Consider the following 17,141-nt stretch of genomic DNA (forward strand, 5'->3'; position numbering starts at 1 on the left):
GTTTTGACCTCCAATTTGGTTTTCTTAATGATTGAAGTCGAGTGGTATTTAAATTACCATAATTGTCCGATGAAAGGCAAAGACGCTGAATTCCCATTCAGCGCTTTGCAGATATTAATCTGTAAATTCAAATTAGATAACTGTCTAGCTCCAGCGCCTAGGGGCTCGGGGGCATAAGCCCCTGTGCAAGGCGCTTCCGCTTTTCTAGATTACCTTGAAATTCTATGACTAAGAATATGATGGTCATTTTGGAGGAATTGACTTCTTGAGTTACGAATTCTTGCAATTCTTTCTTCTGCCATCCGGTCTGCTGCCACATAAGTTGGAATGCCATCACGTTTTGAAATTCCAATAATTTTTTCGATTGTTGTATATAGCTGTTCAACCTTTTTCATTGCTCGCTCTTGGTTGTAACCATATAATTCATCAGCTACATTAATTACGCCACCAGCATTAATTACATAATCCGGAGCATATACAATACCCATTTCGTGAATGATATCGCCGTGACGAGTATCCTTTAATTGGTTGTTAGCTGAACCAGCAATAACTTTTGCTTTTAACTGTGGAATGGTTTCATCATTAATGGTTGCACCAAGTGCACATGGAGCATAGATATCACATTCCACACCATAAATTTCATCTGGGTCTACTGCAAGGGCACCAAATTCTTCTACCGCACGGTTCACAGCCTCTTTATTAATGTCAGTAACAATGAGCTGCGCCCCTTCTTCATGCAAATATTGGCAAAGAGTATAAGCTACATTACCAACACCTTGAACAGCAACCACTTTTCCTTCTAGGGAATCTGAACCAAACGCCTCTTTTGCTGCAGCTTTCATGCCACGGTATACACCAAAAGCTGTGACTGGAGATGGGTTACCAGATGAACCAAACGCTGGTGAGATTCCAGTTACGAAATCTGTCTCTTCATGAATTAAATCCATGTCATCAACGGTTGTACCAACATCTTCTGCTGTAATATATCTACCGTTTAATCCTTGGATGTAACGGCCAAAGGCACGAAACATGGCTTCATTTTTATCTTTTCTTGGATCACCGATGATAACGGTTTTACCGCCGCCAAGATTTAACCCTGCTGCAGCATTCTTATAAGTCATTCCTTTTGCAAGGCGTAGAGCATCTTCAATGGCTGCTTCTTCAGAAGCATACGTCCACATACGTGTTCCACCCAAGGCTGGCCCTAAAGTTGTATCATGAATAGCAATAATCGCTTTTAATCCAGATTGTTTATCCTGACAGAATACCACTTGCTCATAATCGTATTGTTCTAAGTACTTGAAAATTTCCATGTGAAATTCCTCCTCTATGATTGAATATTTATTTTGATGTAGCACAGCATAACGCTAATGCAAGAGAATAAAGCTTACTTTCAGCAGAATCTGATCTAGATGTTAAGACAATTGGTACTTTCGCCCCAGCAATAACAGCACCAACTTTCGCATTTGCGAAATAAATTAATGATTTATATAATACATTGCCAACTTCGATCGTTGGTACTAATAAAATATCTGCATTCCCCGCTACTTCACTAGTAATCCCTTTATGTTCTGCAGCAAGTGTAGAAACCGCATTATCTAATCCTAACGGTCCATCTACAATACAACCCGATATTTGACCTCTTTTATTCATTACTGTCAATGCTGCTGCATCTAAAGTAGCCTGCATAGTTGGATTCACTACTTCTACAGCAGCAACTGGCGCTACTTTTGGGATTTCTATTCCAATAGACTTCGCAATGGAAACTGCATTTTTAATTATTTGTGCTTTCTGTTCCAAATCGGGAGCAATATTCATTGCAGCGTCTGTAATAATCATAAAACGATTAAAGCCAGGAATTTCAAATGCAGCAATATGGGATAAGACATTTCCTGTTCTAAGGCCATACTCCTTATTCAAGACTGCTTTTAAGAAAATATTTGTTGGGATATTGCCTTTCATCAGCACATTTGCTTCTTTATTAAAAACTGCCTTTACCGCTAATTCTGCCGCAGCAGCATTAGAATTAGCATGAACAACTTTTAAACAACCTTCGCTGATGTTTTGGCGTTTTTTTTCTTCAATTATGACTTTGATCTTTTCTTCGTCACCATATAGTATAAACTTTGCAAGTTTTTGGTCTAATGCTGCTATAACAGCTTCAATGACTTCTAAATCCTCCGCCGCAGCAACTGCAACGATATTTGTCCTTACTTGGGCTGCTTTGTCAATTAGTGAATCAAGCAACAAGTTGTCATCAACCCTTTCTCCTCTTACTGCAACTCCCATAATATAATATGCAATTTCCGTGCCAAATCTTTTTTCATGAAAACGCTTTATTCCCTACAACTAAGTGTGCATTTTTTTTCGTAGTATGAAATTTATTGCATGCTATTTTTTTCAATCCTATATTTTTCTACTTTATAATATAAATTCCTTACTGACAATCCGAGCGTTTTCGCAGTCAATGTCTTATTTCCATTTAAACGAAGGAGCGTCTGCTTAATAATTTTAGCCTCAAATTCATCCATCAAATCTGATAAAGTACGATCTATTACCACGGAATCATTACTATTGATATAAGAAGGTTCTTTTGTGTTTTTTTTATTTTTTAATTCTGGCAAGTGCTGTACATCAATAAACTGCTCATTATAGTTCATAAAAATTATCGCTCTGCCTAGAATATTTTCTAATTCTCTAACGTTTCCTGGCCAGTCATAGTCGATTAATTGCTGCAATGCTGCTGGAGTAATTCCTTCTACATTCCGTCCATAGTCCAGACTTATTTTTTGAATAAGCCTTTCATTTAAGAGTGGGATTTCTTCTTTTCGTTTCCTTAACGGAGGGATATGGATTGGCATCCGATTTAAACGATAATATAAGTCTTCCCGAAAGGAGCCTTTAGCAATACCCTTTTCTAAATTGACATTAGTTGCGGCAATAATCCTCACATTAATGGATATAGGTTTTGTCCCACCAACACGGATGATTTCTTTTTCTTGTAGTACCCTGAGCAACTTTGCCTGAGTATTCACTGGAAGTTCACCAATTTCATCAAGAAAAATACTGCCATTATTGGCTTCTTCGAAAAAACCTCTTTTTCCACCTCTTACCGCACCTGAAAAAGCCCCTTCTTCATAACCAAATAATTCACTTTCCAACAATGTTTCCGAAATAGCTGCGCAATTAACTCGAATAAATTTGTTATATTTTCGATCACTTGCATTATGTATAGCATGGGCAAACAATTCCTTACCTGTTCCTGATTCACCACGAAGGAGAACCGTTGCAGGAGTTTTTGCCCCTAATTTTGCTTGTTCAACCGCTAGCATCATTTCATCTGATTGACCAATTATATCCTCAAACGTATATTTCGCTTCAAGTTTCCGGATAAGTTGGCGTGCACGGTTCAATTCTCTATTAAGTGATTTTATCTCGGACATATCGTGGATAACACCAACACTGCCTTTTAATTTCCCTTTTACAATTATCGGTGCAACATTAACAATTACTTCCCTTTTGTTGGGGCCCACCCTCATTGGCACCCCGCGAACAGCTCTTCTCGTTTGCAGCACTTTCATGTGCATGCTTTCCCCTTCTGATATATCGGCAGTGGCTGGTTGGCCAATTACTTGATCCTGAGTAAGACCCGTAATCCGTGAGTATGCAGGATTAATTAGTATTCCCCTGCCATTTTCATCCACAACAGAAATGGCATCATCACTTGAATGAATAATGGCTTGAAGCATGGTTTGAATTTCTCTTAAATCTGTAAGTTCCTCTGCAAGATTAACTACTTCAGTAATGTCCTTGAAAACAGCAAACGCACCAATCAAGGTTCCATTTTCCTCAATAATAGGAATACGCGTTGTAATTATTTTTCGATCATTTTCTAAAATCATTTCTTGGTTTGCTTCAATTCTTCGTGATTCCAAGATGAAAGGTAACCGACTAGTTGGAATAACATCAACGACATATTTTCCAATAGCCTGTTCTTTCTTTACCCCAATAATTTCTTGTGCTCGTTTGTTAAATAAAATGACCTTTCCACACTTATCAATAACAACCATACCGTCATTTGTGGCATTAAAGATTAGTTCCTGTTGGTAGGATTCATTCTTGTGCTTTTCAATAAGTTCTTCTTTTTCTTCCATAATCTTTGCAACTAGAAAGGCAACACTTCCTGGAATCAAAACGGTATTTTGATTTTTAGCTTTTCTTAATTCCTGGAAGACTGTATCATTTCCAGTTACTTCAATAATAATATCAATCTTATCAACTAAGTATGGATGCCAGTCTGTCCCTGTTTTAATTCCTTCTTCACGAGCTAATAAAACACCTGGTGCATCTAAATTTCGATCAATAACAGCACATACTTTTAACACTTCTGATTCTTTTAAAATTTTTAAGATTGCTGTACCACCTTTTCCTGCACCAACAATCATAACGTTTTGCATTTTAATACTCCTTAAAAGAAAATTTTTTCATTATCACTTAAGAAAAACACGCAACTTTTTTCATACCTATTTTATATCCAATCACAATCATTGACAAATTTTATCTATGTAATAATATTTTTCTTGAGATATAATCAAAATAAGACTTTTCACTTTGCTAAATTTGATATTGGAAGGATTAATTTATGAAGCGAATTATTGCCCTAATTATTGTATTAATTCCTGGTGTACTTGCTGCTATTGGCATTAAATTAATGCGTGATATGTTATTCGGGATTGTACAAGCACCATTCCCTAATCTATTACTTCAGTTTCTAACTGGATTAGTCTTTTTTGTCGGCGGTCTAGGATTTGTCGCTGGATTTATCTTTCATCGCGACCGAAAAAGAAGCAAGGTTCAAAAAAGATTTAACAAATCAAAATAAAAAGAGGCCTCTAAGGTCTCTTTTCATATTGTTTCCGTATTTTTAACGCCTTTGCTGGGTCGTCAGTAATAAGTGCCGTGCATTTTATATTAAAAAGACGCTGCAGATCCACTTCTTTATTTACAGTATAGGGTCTTACTGCGATACCATTTTCAATGGTTCTTTTGATAATTTCATCAGATATAGCCGAAAATTTAGGATGTATACCTTTCGCTCCTATCGATTGGGAATAGACCCATGGCATATAGATTCCTTCAAGGAAAAGTGGAGCTGTTTCTATTTCTGGGGCTAAACTGTAACTATATACAATACTGTAATGGTTAAACGAAGAAATAATAATTCTATCCACTAACTGATATTGGTGAATAAGCTGTATGATTTTTTCTTCCATTCCTTTATAGGGAATGAGTCCATTTTTTAGTTCAATATTGCATAATAATTTATTTGTGCTGAGCCATTCAAACACTTCAGATAATGCTGGTATAGGCTCCATTTTGCTGCTTTTTTTGTTAGCATTTAATTTTCGGAGATCTTTATATAACAAATTTTTTACAAACCCTGTCCCGTTTGTTGTTCGATCGACTTTTTCATCATGGATGACAACTATTTCTCTGTCTTTGGTTAATTGGACATCCAATTCTAATCCGTCAGCTCCGGCTTTTTCTGCTTCGATAAAGGCTCTTAATGTATTTTCGGCAAATGAAGCGGAATAACCACGATGTGCAAAAATCTGAGTCATATATTCACTTCCCAACTTAAAAATAGGAGGATTACCAAATGAAACCATTACAGTTATCACCTGAAACGGCCATAAAGCTTTCCCAAAAGTTAAATGTGCCGATAGAACAGCTTATGCATATGCCTCAACATATTCTTATTCAAAAACTAATGGAATTGGAAAATGAAAAAGAAAAATAAATCATCAAAAAACTAATATAATGTACAGAAAAAGCCTTCATTCTTTCGATGAAGGCTTTCTTTCATTATTATTCTTTTCAAGAAGCCTTATGCTCCAGACGAAGCTTATCGGCCACCATTGCGATAAATTCGGAATTTGTCGGCTTCGCCTTTGACATGCTCACGGTATATCCAAACAAAGAGGAAATGGAATCAATGTTTCCTCTACTCCAAGCAACTTCAATAGCATGACGGATCGCCCGTTCAACACGGCTTGCAGTTGTATTATATTTTTTAGCGATATCTGGATATAAAACTTTGGTAATTGATCCTAAAAGTTCGATATCATTATAAACCATTGATATGGCTTCACGTAGATATAAATACCCTTTAATATGGGCAGGAACGCCAATTTCATGGATTATACTTGTAATACTTGCATCCAAATTCTTAGGTTTTTGTTCTGTTTGAGAACGGTACGTAGTTGATGTGGATTTTCGTGTAAACGAATTGGCATTACCACTAACCTGCCGAATGTGATTTCCTAAATTCTCCATATCAAATGGTTTCAAAATAAAATATGATGCGCCAAGCTCAACCGCTTTTTTTGTCACATCTTCTTGACCAAACGCTGTTAACATAATAACGTTTGGGAGTACACCCTTTTTAAGATCACGGAGGCGCTCAAGGACAGCTAGCCCGTCTAGATGGGGCATGATAATATCCAAAACTAGAACGTCAGGGTCTGTATGAGATAACATTTCTAAACATTCTTGACCATTATGAGCAACCCCTGCTACTTCCATATCATCTTGGGACGAAATAAAGTCCTCTAATAATCCTACCAGTTCCCGATTGTCATCAACGACACAAACTTTAATTTTCTTCACTTCCAGTTCCTCCTCAGGTTCTTTTCATAAGCTCTATTTTAACTTATATACTAATCAGTTGTATTCTCTTATTAATTCTATTCTAAATTAGAAATTCGACAATGCAACAAAAATTCCTCTCATTTTTTTAATATTTCTTAAAATAGTGATAAAATCTTATCTTTTCTTTGTTTTTCTCGTCCTTTCGACGTAAACCGCGCTTTTTCTAATATTTGGTAAATTTTTGTCGAAAAGTTTTAAGTAAAAAAGCAAAATAGGGATATTTCCTATTTTGCTCCCACGTATTTTAACTGGCTTTATTTTTTGGCATTTCATATATGTTAATTCCAGCTTCATTTAACATCCATTCTATGTGTACACCGTACCCTGAGGTTGGATCATTAACAAAGACATGTGTAACTGCTCCAATTAGCTTTCCATCTTGAATAATTGGGCTCCCGCTCATCCCTTGAACAATTCCTCCCGTTTTTTTAAGGAGTTTAGGGTCGGTTACTTTTATTACCATGCCTTTGGTCGCTGGAAACTTTTGCGGAATTGTGCTGACAATTTCAATATCAAATTCTTCTACTCGGTCATTATCTACAACCGTTAAAATTTTTGCAGGTCCTTCTTTAACCTGATGTGATAAGGCTATCGGCAGTGGTTTATCCATAACACCATTTTTTAAATCTTTTACCATTTCACCAAAAATTCCAAATGGGCTATTCTTTTGGATATTTCCAACAATTTCACGATCCGATGAGAAACGTGCAAGCTTTTCACCTGGGTCTCCGTTACTCCCTTTTTCAATGGAAGTTACTGTTGAACGGACAATTTGTCCATCTTCAACAACTATGGGTTGTTTTGTATCCATGTCTGATATTACATGCCCTAGGGCACCGTATTTCTTAGATTGTGGGTGGACAAATGTCATTGTCCCAATTCCTGCTGCTGAATCTCTAATATATAAACCGAGCTTATAGATGTTTTCTCCCTTGTCTTTTAATGGAGTAAGTTTTGTCGTAAATTTTCCACTTTCCCGACTAATCACCATATCGAGCGCTTTTCCTTCTTGTCCTGCAGTTTGCACATATGGTGCTACATCTGTCATTTTTTCTATTTTATTTCCATTTATTTCTGTAATGATATCCCCAATTTTTATTCCTGCAATTTCACCAGGAGACTTTTTCCCGGAAATAGTATTGATCAAATGGTGGCCCACAACCAATACACCTACAGTATTTAACTTCACCCCGATTGACTGTCCGCCTGGTATAACTCTAAAATCCTTTAATACACGTACATCCACCTTTTTTATAGGAATCCCCGCATACTCTAACAGCATTTCATTTTTTCCATTTTTAGATGCCGTCATTGAAACTGAATGTTTTCCTTGATCAAGTGTGATATTCGAATTTTGAGAAACCAAAGAGGCTGATACCGGTACAGCCTTTTGAAATGTATAGTCTTGTCCTTCAAAAACCGTAATAGACTTGGGTATCGCGAGATATTGCTGTATAGGCTGAAAAAAAATAAGGCTAATTAATGAAACAAGGAGAATTCCACCAATAATCTTTCTAATTAGTTCTAACTTCAAAATTTTTCACTCTCCTCGCTTCTTTTCATTACTTTAAATGGCTACATCTTTAATTTTGCCTCCTTGACAATCATTTATAACTTGGTTCAACATAAAAAAGCTACCCAAAATGGATAGCATTACATTTTTTATTAAAAATATAGTAATTTTAGCTTTTTTGAATGGAAAAAAGGTCTAAAACCAATGTTTAATGTCGGGTCAAAGCGCCACTTCCATTTTTCTTATTCTCTGCAGCTAAAAATAATAATTCTTCTGCATGTTTTTTAGTAAGGTCAGTTATCTCAGTCCCAGAGATCATGCGTCCAATTTCATTAATTTTATCTTCAAACTGTAAAGGAGTGACAGATGTCTTGGTTCTTCCGCCTTTTATTACTTTGGCAATAAACAAATGTGTATCGGCCATAGCAGCTACCTGAGGCAAATGGGAAATACATAGTACCTGTGATTGGCTAGCCACCTTATATATTTTCTCTGCAATAGACTGAGCAACTCTGCCGCTTACACCTGTATCTACTTCATCGAAAATAATCGAGGTTACTCCTTGATGCTTAGAGAAAATGCTTTTTAAGGCAAGCATAATACGTGACAATTCCCCTCCAGAGGCAACTTTGGATAAAGGCTTCAATGGCTCTCCAGGATTTGTCGAGATATAAAACTCGACATGATCCACACCGTTTTTAGTAAACTGCATTGTATCTGATTCAAAACGAATTTCAAAAACAGTCTTTGCCATATACAATTCTTTTAGTTCTTTATGTATTAACTTTGTAAGTTTATCTGCCCATTTCAGACGAGTTTCCGTTAACTGCTTTGCTTCAAGGATTAAGTCTTTCTTAATTGAGGCTAATTCTTTTTCTAATTCGCTTATATGGGTTTCTTTATTTTGCAACGTTTCAATTTCTTCTTCAATTTTTACGGCATACTCTAATATTTCATTGATTGTTTTGCCATATTTTCGTTTAAGTCGATTAATTTCATTTAAACGATCCTCAATATCATGTAATCGCTGCGGGTCGAACTCTAAGGCATCTAAATCATTTCTTAAGGACCGGGCTGCATCCTCTAATTGGTAGTAACTATTTGAAACTGCTTCATAAACGTCCTTATAGGCGTTATCTATAGCAGCGGCATCTTCAAGATGCCCCATAACCATACTAATCCAATCTAGCCCTTTCTGTTCCCCTTGCAAGGCAGTATGACTCGATTGAAGAGCTTCAAACACTCTTTCAAAATTATTTAGTCTTCTTTTTTCCTCAAAAAGTTCTTCATCTTCATTAATTTTTAAATTTGCAGTTTGAATTTCATCCAATTGGAATTGAATGAGATCGAGCCTGTGAGCAGTTTGCTGGTCATTTTCACTTAATGCTTTTAACTTCTGTAACGTTTGCTCATAACGACGAAATACTTGCTGGTACTCACCTTGAGTGGGAAAAATATCGTCAGCACCAAATTGATCAAGCAATGCTAAGTGTCTCGACTCATCCATTAACTCTTGATGCTCATGTTGGCCATGAATATCAACGAGCGTGGACCCTATTTCCCTAAGTGTGGAAATCGTGACAAGCTTACCATTCACACGGCAAATACTTTTACCGGATTGGGAGATATCTCGTCTTAAGATGACCATTCCTTCCTCAATCTCAATACCAAATTCTAAAGCTTTAGCAATAACAGGATGTTTACTATCATCTAACTGGAAAAGCCCTTCAATTTCTGCACGTTCCTCTCCATGCCGTACAAATTCTGCAGACCCTCTGCTACCAACTAATAAATGAATAGCATCTATAATGATCGATTTTCCTGCACCAGTTTCTCCCGTTAATACCGTAAGTCCCTTTGTAAAAGTTACAGACAAGGATTCGATAATAGCGAAATTCTTAATAGATAATTCTGCTAACAAGGAACATTCCCCCAATTAAAGCATATCTAGGAACCGGTTTGTGATGACCTCAGTATCTTCCGGAGTTCGACAAATAATTAACATGGTATCATCACCGCAGATGGTTCCTAATATTTCTTCCCAATCCAAATTATCGATTAATGCGCCAATTGCCATTGCATTACCTGGTAAGCACTTCATAACAAGCAAATGTCCAGCTGCATCAATTCGAACGAACGCATCAATTAATGATCTTTTTAATTTTTGTAATGGATTAAACCTTTGGTCTGCAGGCAGACTGTATTTATAACGTCCATCACTTAAGGGAACTTTAACAAGATGTAATTCTTTAATATCCCTTGAAACCGTAGCTTGCGTTATATTATAGCCCGCATTCTTTAGTTCATCCACTAAATCATCTTGTGTCTCTATATCATTATTGGCAATGATTTCTCTTATTTTAATATGACGTTGGCCTTTATTCATTGTCTCACCTCATAATCTTTAAAAACGATTTTAATCAAAGTATTATCGTACTAACATGTTCTTCTACCCATATGTTAGCCGATTTTAATAAACTTGTACATTTTTTCTTATATTAAAGAATGGATTTTCTTTAGATGAAAAAATAAGAAAAGGATAAGCATCTGCCTATCCTTCTGAATTTTGTTTTGTTTTAAATTCCAAATGGGATGCTTTTACAACTTCAAGTGGGGTAACAGGTAATTGAATGACTCCTGTTTCCCGTTCACCTTCCCATTTTAAATGGAGCAAGTATTCAATATTCCCATCACCACCAGTGATTGGTGAAAAGGATAAATCTTTTATCGTATAACCTTGTTGCAGTGCAAAATTAATGATTTTATCAATTACTTGTAGATGTACCTTCTCATCACGAACAATCCCCTTTTTACCAACCTGTTCCCGTCCCGCTTCAAATTGCGGCTTCACCAGGGCAACAACGTCACTTCCAGAGACTAAAAGTGTTTTTAAGACAGGCAATATCAAAGTTAACGAAATAAAGGATACATCAATTGTTGCAAAATTTGGCATTTCTCCAATTAAATCAGCAGGTGTAACATAGCGGAAATTTGTTCTTTCCATCACTACCACTCGTTCATCCTGTCTAAGTTTCCAGGCAAGCTGATTATAACCTACATCCAAAGCATAGGACATCTTTGCTCCATTTTGCAGTGCACAATCTGTAAAACCACCAGTTGAAGATCCAATGTCTAGCAGCACTTTATTTGAAACACTTACATCAAATACTTTTAGGGCCTTTTCAAGCTTTAATCCCCCACGGCTTACATACGGAAGGACCTTCCCTTTTATACTAAGTGGAATGTCCACTTTGACTTTCTCGCCAGGTTTATCCAAACGCTCTTCGTTGGAATAAACAAGACCTGCCATAATTGAACGTTTTGCTTTTTCTCTTGTTTCGATTAAACCTCTTTCAACTAGTAAAACATCTAACCGTTCTTTATTTTTCATTTTCTAAGCCCTTTGTTGTTTTTTTCTAGCTAGAATAGAAACCCTTTTAATTACTTCTTCGGTAGTGAAACCAATCTCTTCAAGAAGGGAGTTGACATCACCATGTTCAATAAATTTATCCGGGATTCCAATTCTGTCAATGTGTGAATGATAAAAGCCTTGGTTATGCGCGAACTCAAGAACTGCACTTCCGAAACCGCCTTGTAAAACCGCCTCTTCAATGGTGAGGATTGGCATATTCTTCGAAAGTAGATTCGTAAGCATTTCTTCATCCAAGGGCTTGATAAAACGGGCATTCACAACCTTAACGGATATTCCCTTTTTCTCAAGTACATCAGCAGCTTCTAGGGCCATTGGAATAGTTGTACCAAAGGTTAAGATTGCCGCATCATCACCTTCTTTAAGAACTTCCCATGTACCTATTGGAATTGTTTGAAGTTCTTTATCCATTGGAACTCCAATTCCATTTCCACGCGGGAATCTCATGGCAATCGGACCGTCATCATATTTCATTGCGGTGTAAACCATATGCTGTCCTTCATTTTCATCCTTTGGCATCATTAATACAATATTAGGGACATGTCTTAAAAAAGCAATATCAAATACACCTTGATGGGTCTCACCGTCAGCCCCAACCAATCCAGCTCGGTCAATCCCAATAAAGACATTTAAATTTTGCCTGCAAATGTCATGAACAACTTGGTCATACGCACGTTGTAAAAAGGTTGAGTATATAGCAAGGAACGGTTTCATGTTTTGTGTAGCTAAACCTGCAGCTACCGTAGCAGCGTGTTGTTCTGCAATCCCTACATCATACATCCGCTCTGGGAATTCACTAGCAAACCCTTCAAGTTTAGAACCAACCGGCATAGCTGGTGTTATCGCAACAATCCGGTCATCGGTTCGGGCAAGCTTTCGAACAGTTTCACTAACTAGACTGCTCCATGCAGGGGGTGGAGTTTTTGCCGGCTTAACGAAGGCACCTGTGTCCATTTTATATGGACCTGTGCCATGCCATGTGCCTTTTTTGTCACTTTCAGCCGGTTGATAACCTTTTCCCTTTTTAGTAATTATATGAAGAAGGATTGGGCCCTCTGTCTTTTTCGCATAGCTGAAATTTTCAAATAACGCTTCAAAGTTATGTCCATCAATTGGACCAAGATAGGTAAAACCTAATTCCTCAAAAAACATCCCGGAAACAAATAAATATTTAAGGCTGTCTTTCACTCTTTCAGCAGTTGCAGCAAGTTTCCCCCCAACTGCAGGTACTTTTTTCAAAAGTACTTCTAGTTCATCTTTTACCCATTGATACTTTCCAGCTGTCCGTAGTTGGCCAAGGATATTATGAACTGCACCAACATTAGGGGCGATTGACATTTCGTTGTCATTTAAGATAACAATCATGTCTTTTTTCTCATGTCCAATATGATTTAATGCTTCCAATGCCATACCACCCGTTAAGGCTCCATCACCGATAACTGGAATAACAAAAGATTTTTCCTTCTTTAGATCTCTAGCTATAGCCATTCCCATCGCCGCAGAAAGAGATGTGGAGCTGTGACCAGTTTCCCATACATCGTGCTCACTCTCAGACCGTTTTGGGAATCCACATAAGCCTTTATATTGACGCAAAGTATCAAATTCACACGCTCTGCCAGTTAGAATCTTATGAACATAGGACTGATGGCCAACATCCCAGATAATTTTATCTGTGGGGCTGTTGAAACATTTATGTAAAGCAATGGTTAATTCAACTACACCCAAATTCGGTCCAATATGGCCTCCAGTAACAGACAGCTTTTCAATCAAAAATTTGCGGATATCTTGACTTAAAGCCTCCAATTCGGTATTAGACAGGCCTTTTAAAAAGGCTGGGTCTTTTATTGATAATAGATCCATTTTTGGACCACTCACTTTCATACTATTATGCATTCTCATTTTAGTTTCTGTGTTATATTACACATCCAAAATTTTATTAAAAAATAGCCGCTAACACTTGAGTGATAACGGCATTTACAACGTTTTCTACAATGAAACCAATTATAACACACTTGTTTCAATGCCTCAAATACCGTTTTCTAATGGTCTCTTGAAGCGACTAAATCCGTTATTTCCATCAAAAGGTTCGTATTCAATCCTGTCATGCCTAGATATTCCTTCGAGAGGTTTATTTGTTTATGCAATACTGCAATAGCCCCTTCTAAAGATAACAGCTGGGGGTACGTACTTTTTTGATTGGTGGTATCACTGCCAACAGGCTTCCCGATTAATTGTTGATTTCCAACCAAATCAAGAATATCATCTTGAATTTGAAATGCGAGACCTAAGTGATGGGCGAATGATGAGAGGTTTTCTAATTGGTAATGACTTGCACCTGCCAAAATAGCTCCCGCTAATACACTGAACCTAAGTAATTTCCCTGTTTTATGGATATGTATATACTCAAGCTCTTCTAGGGATAAGGATTTTCCTTCTCCTTCCATATCAGCAACTTGACCTCCAACCATCCCTTCTGTTCCTGCAGCCCTTGCTAATTCAATAACTAATTTTAGCTTAGTGGCATCTGACGCAAATTCAGGAGAAATGTTCCCCATTACCTCAAAGCTGTATGTTAATAAGGCATCCCCTGCTAATATGGCAACGGCATCACCAAAAACTTTATGATTTGTCGGTTTTCCCCTTCTTAGATCATCATTATCCATGCTGGGTAAATCATCATGTATAAGGGAATAAGTATGAATCATCTCAATAGCCGAAGCAGCTAGAAGCCCTTCCCGAGGGTCTATCCCAAATGCGTCCAAAGTAGCGAATAGTAAGAGTGGGCGTATACGTTTTCCGCCTGCTTCAAGGGAATAGATCATCGATTCCTTAATGATTGGAGGGGCATCAAGCTTATTAACCAGCGTCCGAAGCTCTGATTCAAGCAGAAGTTTATGTTCTTGTGCAAATGCATCTAGTAACCCGGTTCCCAAGTATTATTCCTCCTCGTCAATTGTAAAACTCTCCGTCCGGCCGTCCTCTGTTATAATTTGTGTTAATTGGTCTTCTACACTTTTCAATTTATCATGGCAAAGTTTGGATAATTCCATACCTTCCTTATAGAAAAGGATTGCTTCTTCTAAAGGTACGTCGCCTTCTTCAAGCTTATCCACAATTTGTTCTAATTTAGTCATAGCATCTTCAAAGGATAATTTTTTTTCAGTCATCACGTTTTTCGCTCTCCTTAATATTCTCAACTTTACAGAATAAGCTTCCATCTGTTAATTGAATCTGAACTTGCTCGTTTATGTTAACTTGATTAATACTTTTAACCAGCTGATTCTCTTCCGAATACGCTAAACTGTACCCACGTTCCATAATTTTTAATGGGCTCAACGCCCCTAAGGTTGAAAGAATCCGTTCAAAATCAGTTTGTTTCTTAGAAAGTACTTGGAGCATGGATCGTTTCATATTTTTATGTGTAAGATCTAAACGCTTATTTGCTTCAAGTAATGACTGACTCGGATGGTTTCTCTGTAAGCGTTTATAAAGAATTTCGTGTTGCCCCTTTTTAATTATGGACAACCTTGAAGCTCCGCGGACAAGCATTTCCGTTAGTTTATCAACCTGTTCGAGTTTTTGTTCATATAGTCGATGGGGATAACGGAAGGCATAAGATTTCTGAACACGACTTAACCGTTCTTTTTCTAACTGAAATTTCCCTTTCATTGTACGGAGAAGGCGAGTTTGACGCTGCAATACTCGTTCCATTAACTCATCTATATGTGGAACGGCGAGTTCAGCTGCACCTGTTGGAGTCGGAGCACGTAAATCGGCGACAAAGTCCGCAATCGTAAAATCCGTTTCATGTCCAACAGCTGAAATGATGGGAATATCAGAGGAAAATATTGTGCGTGCAACGAGTTCTTCATTGAAAGCCCATAACTCCTCTATTGAACCCCCGCCGCGTCCAACGATTAGCACATCTATTCCATTCATACTATTAGCTTTAGATATTGCCTTAGCTATCGAAGGGGCGGCATTTTCGCCCTGAACGAGAGCAGGAAATACAAGAATATTCGCGATGGGGTAACGCCTTTTAATGGTTGTAATGACATCCCGAATGGCTGCACCTGTAGGTGAGGTAATTACACCAATGGTTCTGGGATACAATGGAATCGATTTTTTTGTTTCAATCGCAAATAATCCTTCTAATTCCAGTCTTTGTTTAAGCTGTTCGTAAGCTAAAAACAATTCCCCGATCCCATCTGGAAGCATTTCTTTTATATAAATCTGATATTGACCACTTGGTTCATATACCGAAATTTCTCCTTTGACAATGACCTTCATGCCGTTTTCTGGCGTGAATTTCATTGTCCTTGAATGGCTCGAAAACATTACGGCTAGAATTCGGGCTTTTTCATCTTTTAAGGTAAAATACATATGTCCGCTCGAATGCTGTTTGAAATTTGAAATTTCACCTCTTACATGAACATCTCGTAAATGTGGGTCTGCATCAAATTTTCTTTTTATGTATTTGGTTAGAGCATTCACAGTTAAATATCTTTGTTCCTGCATATGTAACTCCTTTATATACCCTATAAATTAAAAACAAATACTTCAATTAGCGAAAAACAGTCCTTATCTTAATTACAGATAAGGACAATTTCCCCGTTTAATTGCGGTCAAGGCTTTCTGATGCTGATTTTAGGGTATTATACATTAGCATCGTAATTGTCATTGGACCAACACCCTTTGGAACAGGTGTAATGTATCCGGCTTTTTCAGACACCTCAGCAAAATCAACATCACCACAAAGCTTTCCGGCTTCATTCCGGTTAATTCCGACGTCAATAACGACAGCACCGTCTTTTACATGCTCGGCTTTAATAAAGTTCGGAATCCCAACTGCAGCAATCAGAATATCGGCTTTATTGGTATGTAATTTAATATCTTTGGTTTTTGAGTGACAGTACGTTACAGTTGCATCCTTATTGAGAAATAATTGTCCGACCGGCTTGCCCACAATATTACTTCTCCCAACTACAACAACATGCTTCCCTGCGATTGAAATACCTGTTTCTTCTAGTAACACCATAATTCCGTATGGAGTACATGGAAGAAAGGCATTTTGGCCTGTCATCATCCTGCCGATATTAATTGGGTGAAATCCATCAACATCCTTTAAAGGGGAGATCGATTCAATTACTTTTTTCTCGTCAATGTGTTTAGGAATTGGTAATTGTACAAGAATACCATGTATATTCGTATCCATATTTAATTCTGCAATTTTTGACAGTAGTTCCTCTTCTGAAATCTCCTCTGGCAATTCAATTAAAACAGAATTCATCCCAAGTTCTTTGCAAGCTTTTTCCTTGTTTGTTACATATGTCCGAGATGCATCGTTATTACCGACTAGAATTACAGCAAGTCCGGGAGTTACCCCAAGTTTTTTAAGCCTGCTAACTTCTTCTCCAATTTCCATTCTTTTCTTTTCGCCAATTTCTTTTCCATTAATAATAGTAGCTGTCATTTTCTCTCCACCCT

General features: G+C 37.4%; 16 protein-coding genes. 2 read left to right on the forward strand and 14 right to left on the reverse strand.

The window, feature by feature from the left end; translation table 11 throughout:
* Positions 1-209 precede the first annotated feature (209 nt).
* The 3 genes from bcd to ACJ004_RS14240 form a co-directional block, all read right to left on the reverse strand.
* A complete protein-coding gene (gene bcd / locus ACJ004_RS14230; protein ID WP_410893716.1) occupies positions 210-1,313 on the reverse strand; it encodes a branched-chain amino acid dehydrogenase in 1,104 nt (367 codons plus the stop codon).
* Positions 1,314-1,341: 28 nt separating this feature from the next.
* On the reverse strand, positions 1,342-2,250 hold the full coding sequence (gene yqiS, locus ACJ004_RS14235; protein WP_410893718.1) for a phosphate butyryltransferase: 909 nt from the start codon (positions 2,248-2,250) through the stop codon (positions 1,342-1,344).
* A 131-nt stretch (positions 2,251-2,381) separates the two neighbouring features.
* Positions 2,382-4,457, reverse strand: coding sequence for a sigma 54-interacting transcriptional regulator (locus ACJ004_RS14240; RefSeq protein ID WP_410893719.1), 2,076 nt, complete (start codon positions 4,455-4,457; stop codon positions 2,382-2,384).
* 185 nt (positions 4,458-4,642) lie between these two features.
* On the opposite strand from ACJ004_RS14240, the gene ACJ004_RS14245 reads away from it, so the two are divergent.
* Positions 4,643-4,882: a DUF2627 domain-containing protein gene (locus ACJ004_RS14245; RefSeq protein ID WP_410893721.1), complete on the forward strand. Its 240-nt coding sequence runs from the start codon at positions 4,643-4,645 to the stop codon at positions 4,880-4,882.
* Positions 4,883-4,892: 10 nt separating this feature from the next.
* On the opposite strand, the gene ACJ004_RS14250 is transcribed toward ACJ004_RS14245, so the two are convergent.
* A complete protein-coding gene (locus tag ACJ004_RS14250; protein ID WP_410893722.1) occupies positions 4,893-5,621 on the reverse strand; it encodes a glycerophosphodiester phosphodiesterase in 729 nt (242 codons plus the stop codon).
* A 38-nt stretch (positions 5,622-5,659) separates the two neighbouring features.
* Here ACJ004_RS14250 and ACJ004_RS14255 point away from each other — a divergent pair, with 38 nt between their 5' ends.
* Positions 5,660-5,800, forward strand: a complete 141-nt coding sequence (locus ACJ004_RS14255) for a YycC family protein (protein WP_410893723.1) — start codon at positions 5,660-5,662, stop codon at positions 5,798-5,800.
* 77 nt (positions 5,801-5,877) lie between these two features.
* Here the strand turns inward: ACJ004_RS14255 and spo0A are convergent, their stop codons facing one another.
* The 10 genes from spo0A to folD all read right to left on the reverse strand — a co-directional run bounded on the left by spo0A (position 5,878) and on the right by folD (position 17,127).
* Complete coding sequence (gene spo0A / locus ACJ004_RS14260) at positions 5,878-6,669, reverse strand: sporulation transcription factor Spo0A (RefSeq protein ID WP_410893724.1); 792 nt, start codon at positions 6,667-6,669, stop codon at positions 5,878-5,880.
* Between the two features lie 286 nt (positions 6,670-6,955).
* On the reverse strand, positions 6,956-8,245 hold the full coding sequence (gene spoIVB / locus ACJ004_RS14265) for a SpoIVB peptidase (RefSeq protein WP_410893725.1): 1,290 nt from the start codon (positions 8,243-8,245) through the stop codon (positions 6,956-6,958).
* 187 nt (positions 8,246-8,432) lie between these two features.
* Complete coding sequence (recN, locus tag ACJ004_RS14270; protein WP_410893726.1) at positions 8,433-10,145, reverse strand: DNA repair protein RecN; 1,713 nt, start codon at positions 10,143-10,145, stop codon at positions 8,433-8,435.
* A 15-nt stretch (positions 10,146-10,160) separates the two neighbouring features.
* Positions 10,161-10,610 carry a transcriptional regulator AhrC/ArgR gene (gene ahrC / locus ACJ004_RS14275; protein ID WP_410893727.1) on the reverse strand — a complete coding sequence of 150 codons (450 nt, stop codon included), beginning with the start codon at positions 10,608-10,610 and terminating at the stop codon, positions 10,161-10,163.
* 165 nt (positions 10,611-10,775) lie between these two features.
* Positions 10,776-11,615 carry a TlyA family RNA methyltransferase gene (locus ACJ004_RS14280; RefSeq protein ID WP_410893728.1) on the reverse strand — a complete coding sequence of 280 codons (840 nt, stop codon included), beginning with the start codon at positions 11,613-11,615 and terminating at the stop codon, positions 10,776-10,778.
* 3 nt (positions 11,616-11,618) lie between these two features.
* Entirely contained in the window at positions 11,619-13,514 is a 1,896-nt protein-coding gene (gene dxs / locus ACJ004_RS14285) for a 1-deoxy-D-xylulose-5-phosphate synthase (RefSeq protein ID WP_410893729.1), read from the reverse strand.
* A gap of 179 nt (positions 13,515-13,693) precedes the next feature.
* Positions 13,694-14,587, reverse strand: coding sequence for a polyprenyl synthetase family protein (locus ACJ004_RS14290; protein WP_410893730.1), 894 nt, complete (start codon positions 14,585-14,587; stop codon positions 13,694-13,696).
* A 3-nt stretch (positions 14,588-14,590) separates the two neighbouring features.
* The gene (locus tag ACJ004_RS14295) at positions 14,591-14,821 is read right to left on the reverse strand and encodes an exodeoxyribonuclease VII small subunit (RefSeq protein WP_410893934.1); all 231 of its coding nucleotides are present in this window, start codon (positions 14,819-14,821) and stop codon (positions 14,591-14,593) included.
* Entirely contained in the window at positions 14,814-16,172 is a 1,359-nt protein-coding gene (gene xseA, locus ACJ004_RS14300) for an exodeoxyribonuclease VII large subunit (protein WP_410893731.1), read from the reverse strand. Before xseA ends, ACJ004_RS14295 begins: the two co-directional genes overlap by 8 nt.
* Before the next feature lie 97 nt (positions 16,173-16,269).
* Positions 16,270-17,127 (reverse strand): bifunctional methylenetetrahydrofolate dehydrogenase/methenyltetrahydrofolate cyclohydrolase FolD, encoded by an 858-nt coding sequence (gene folD, locus ACJ004_RS14305; protein WP_410893732.1) that lies wholly within the window; start codon positions 17,125-17,127, stop codon positions 16,270-16,272.
* Positions 17,128-17,141 lie beyond the last annotated feature (14 nt).

This window comes from Neobacillus sp. 204 (genome assembly GCF_046562815.1).
Taxonomy (GTDB): domain Bacteria; phylum Bacillota; class Bacilli; order Bacillales; family Cytobacillaceae; genus Neobacillus.

What these genes read in the sequence shown, in the direction of transcription:
- ACJ004_RS14295 (WP_410893934.1), bottom strand. Translation starts at nt 14,821, where the DNA reads ATGACTGAAAAAAAATTATCCTTTGAAGATGCTATGACTAAATTAGAA.
- ACJ004_RS14240 (WP_410893719.1), bottom strand. Translation starts at nt 4,457, where the DNA reads ATGCAAAACGTTATGATTGTTGGTGCAGGAAAAGGTGGTACAGCAATC.
- ACJ004_RS14250 (WP_410893722.1), bottom strand. Translation starts at nt 5,621, where the DNA reads ATGACTCAGATTTTTGCACATCGTGGTTATTCCGCTTCATTTGCCGAA.
- ahrC (WP_410893727.1), bottom strand. Translation starts at nt 10,610, where the DNA reads ATGAATAAAGGCCAACGTCATATTAAAATAAGAGAAATCATTGCCAAT.
- folD (WP_410893732.1), bottom strand. Translation starts at nt 17,127, where the DNA reads ATGACAGCTACTATTATTAATGGAAAAGAAATTGGCGAAAAGAAAAGA.
- dxs (WP_410893729.1), bottom strand. Translation starts at nt 13,514, where the DNA reads ATGGATCTATTATCAATAAAAGACCCAGCCTTTTTAAAAGGCCTGTCT.
- ACJ004_RS14280 (WP_410893728.1), bottom strand. Translation starts at nt 11,615, where the DNA reads ATGAAAAATAAAGAACGGTTAGATGTTTTACTAGTTGAAAGAGGTTTA.
- xseA (WP_410893731.1), bottom strand. Translation starts at nt 16,172, where the DNA reads ATGCAGGAACAAAGATATTTAACTGTGAATGCTCTAACCAAATACATA.
- ACJ004_RS14245 (WP_410893721.1), top strand. Translation starts at nt 4,643, where the DNA reads ATGAAGCGAATTATTGCCCTAATTATTGTATTAATTCCTGGTGTACTT.
- bcd (WP_410893716.1), bottom strand. Translation starts at nt 1,313, where the DNA reads ATGGAAATTTTCAAGTACTTAGAACAATACGATTATGAGCAAGTGGTA.
- ACJ004_RS14255 (WP_410893723.1), top strand. Translation starts at nt 5,660, where the DNA reads ATGAAACCATTACAGTTATCACCTGAAACGGCCATAAAGCTTTCCCAA.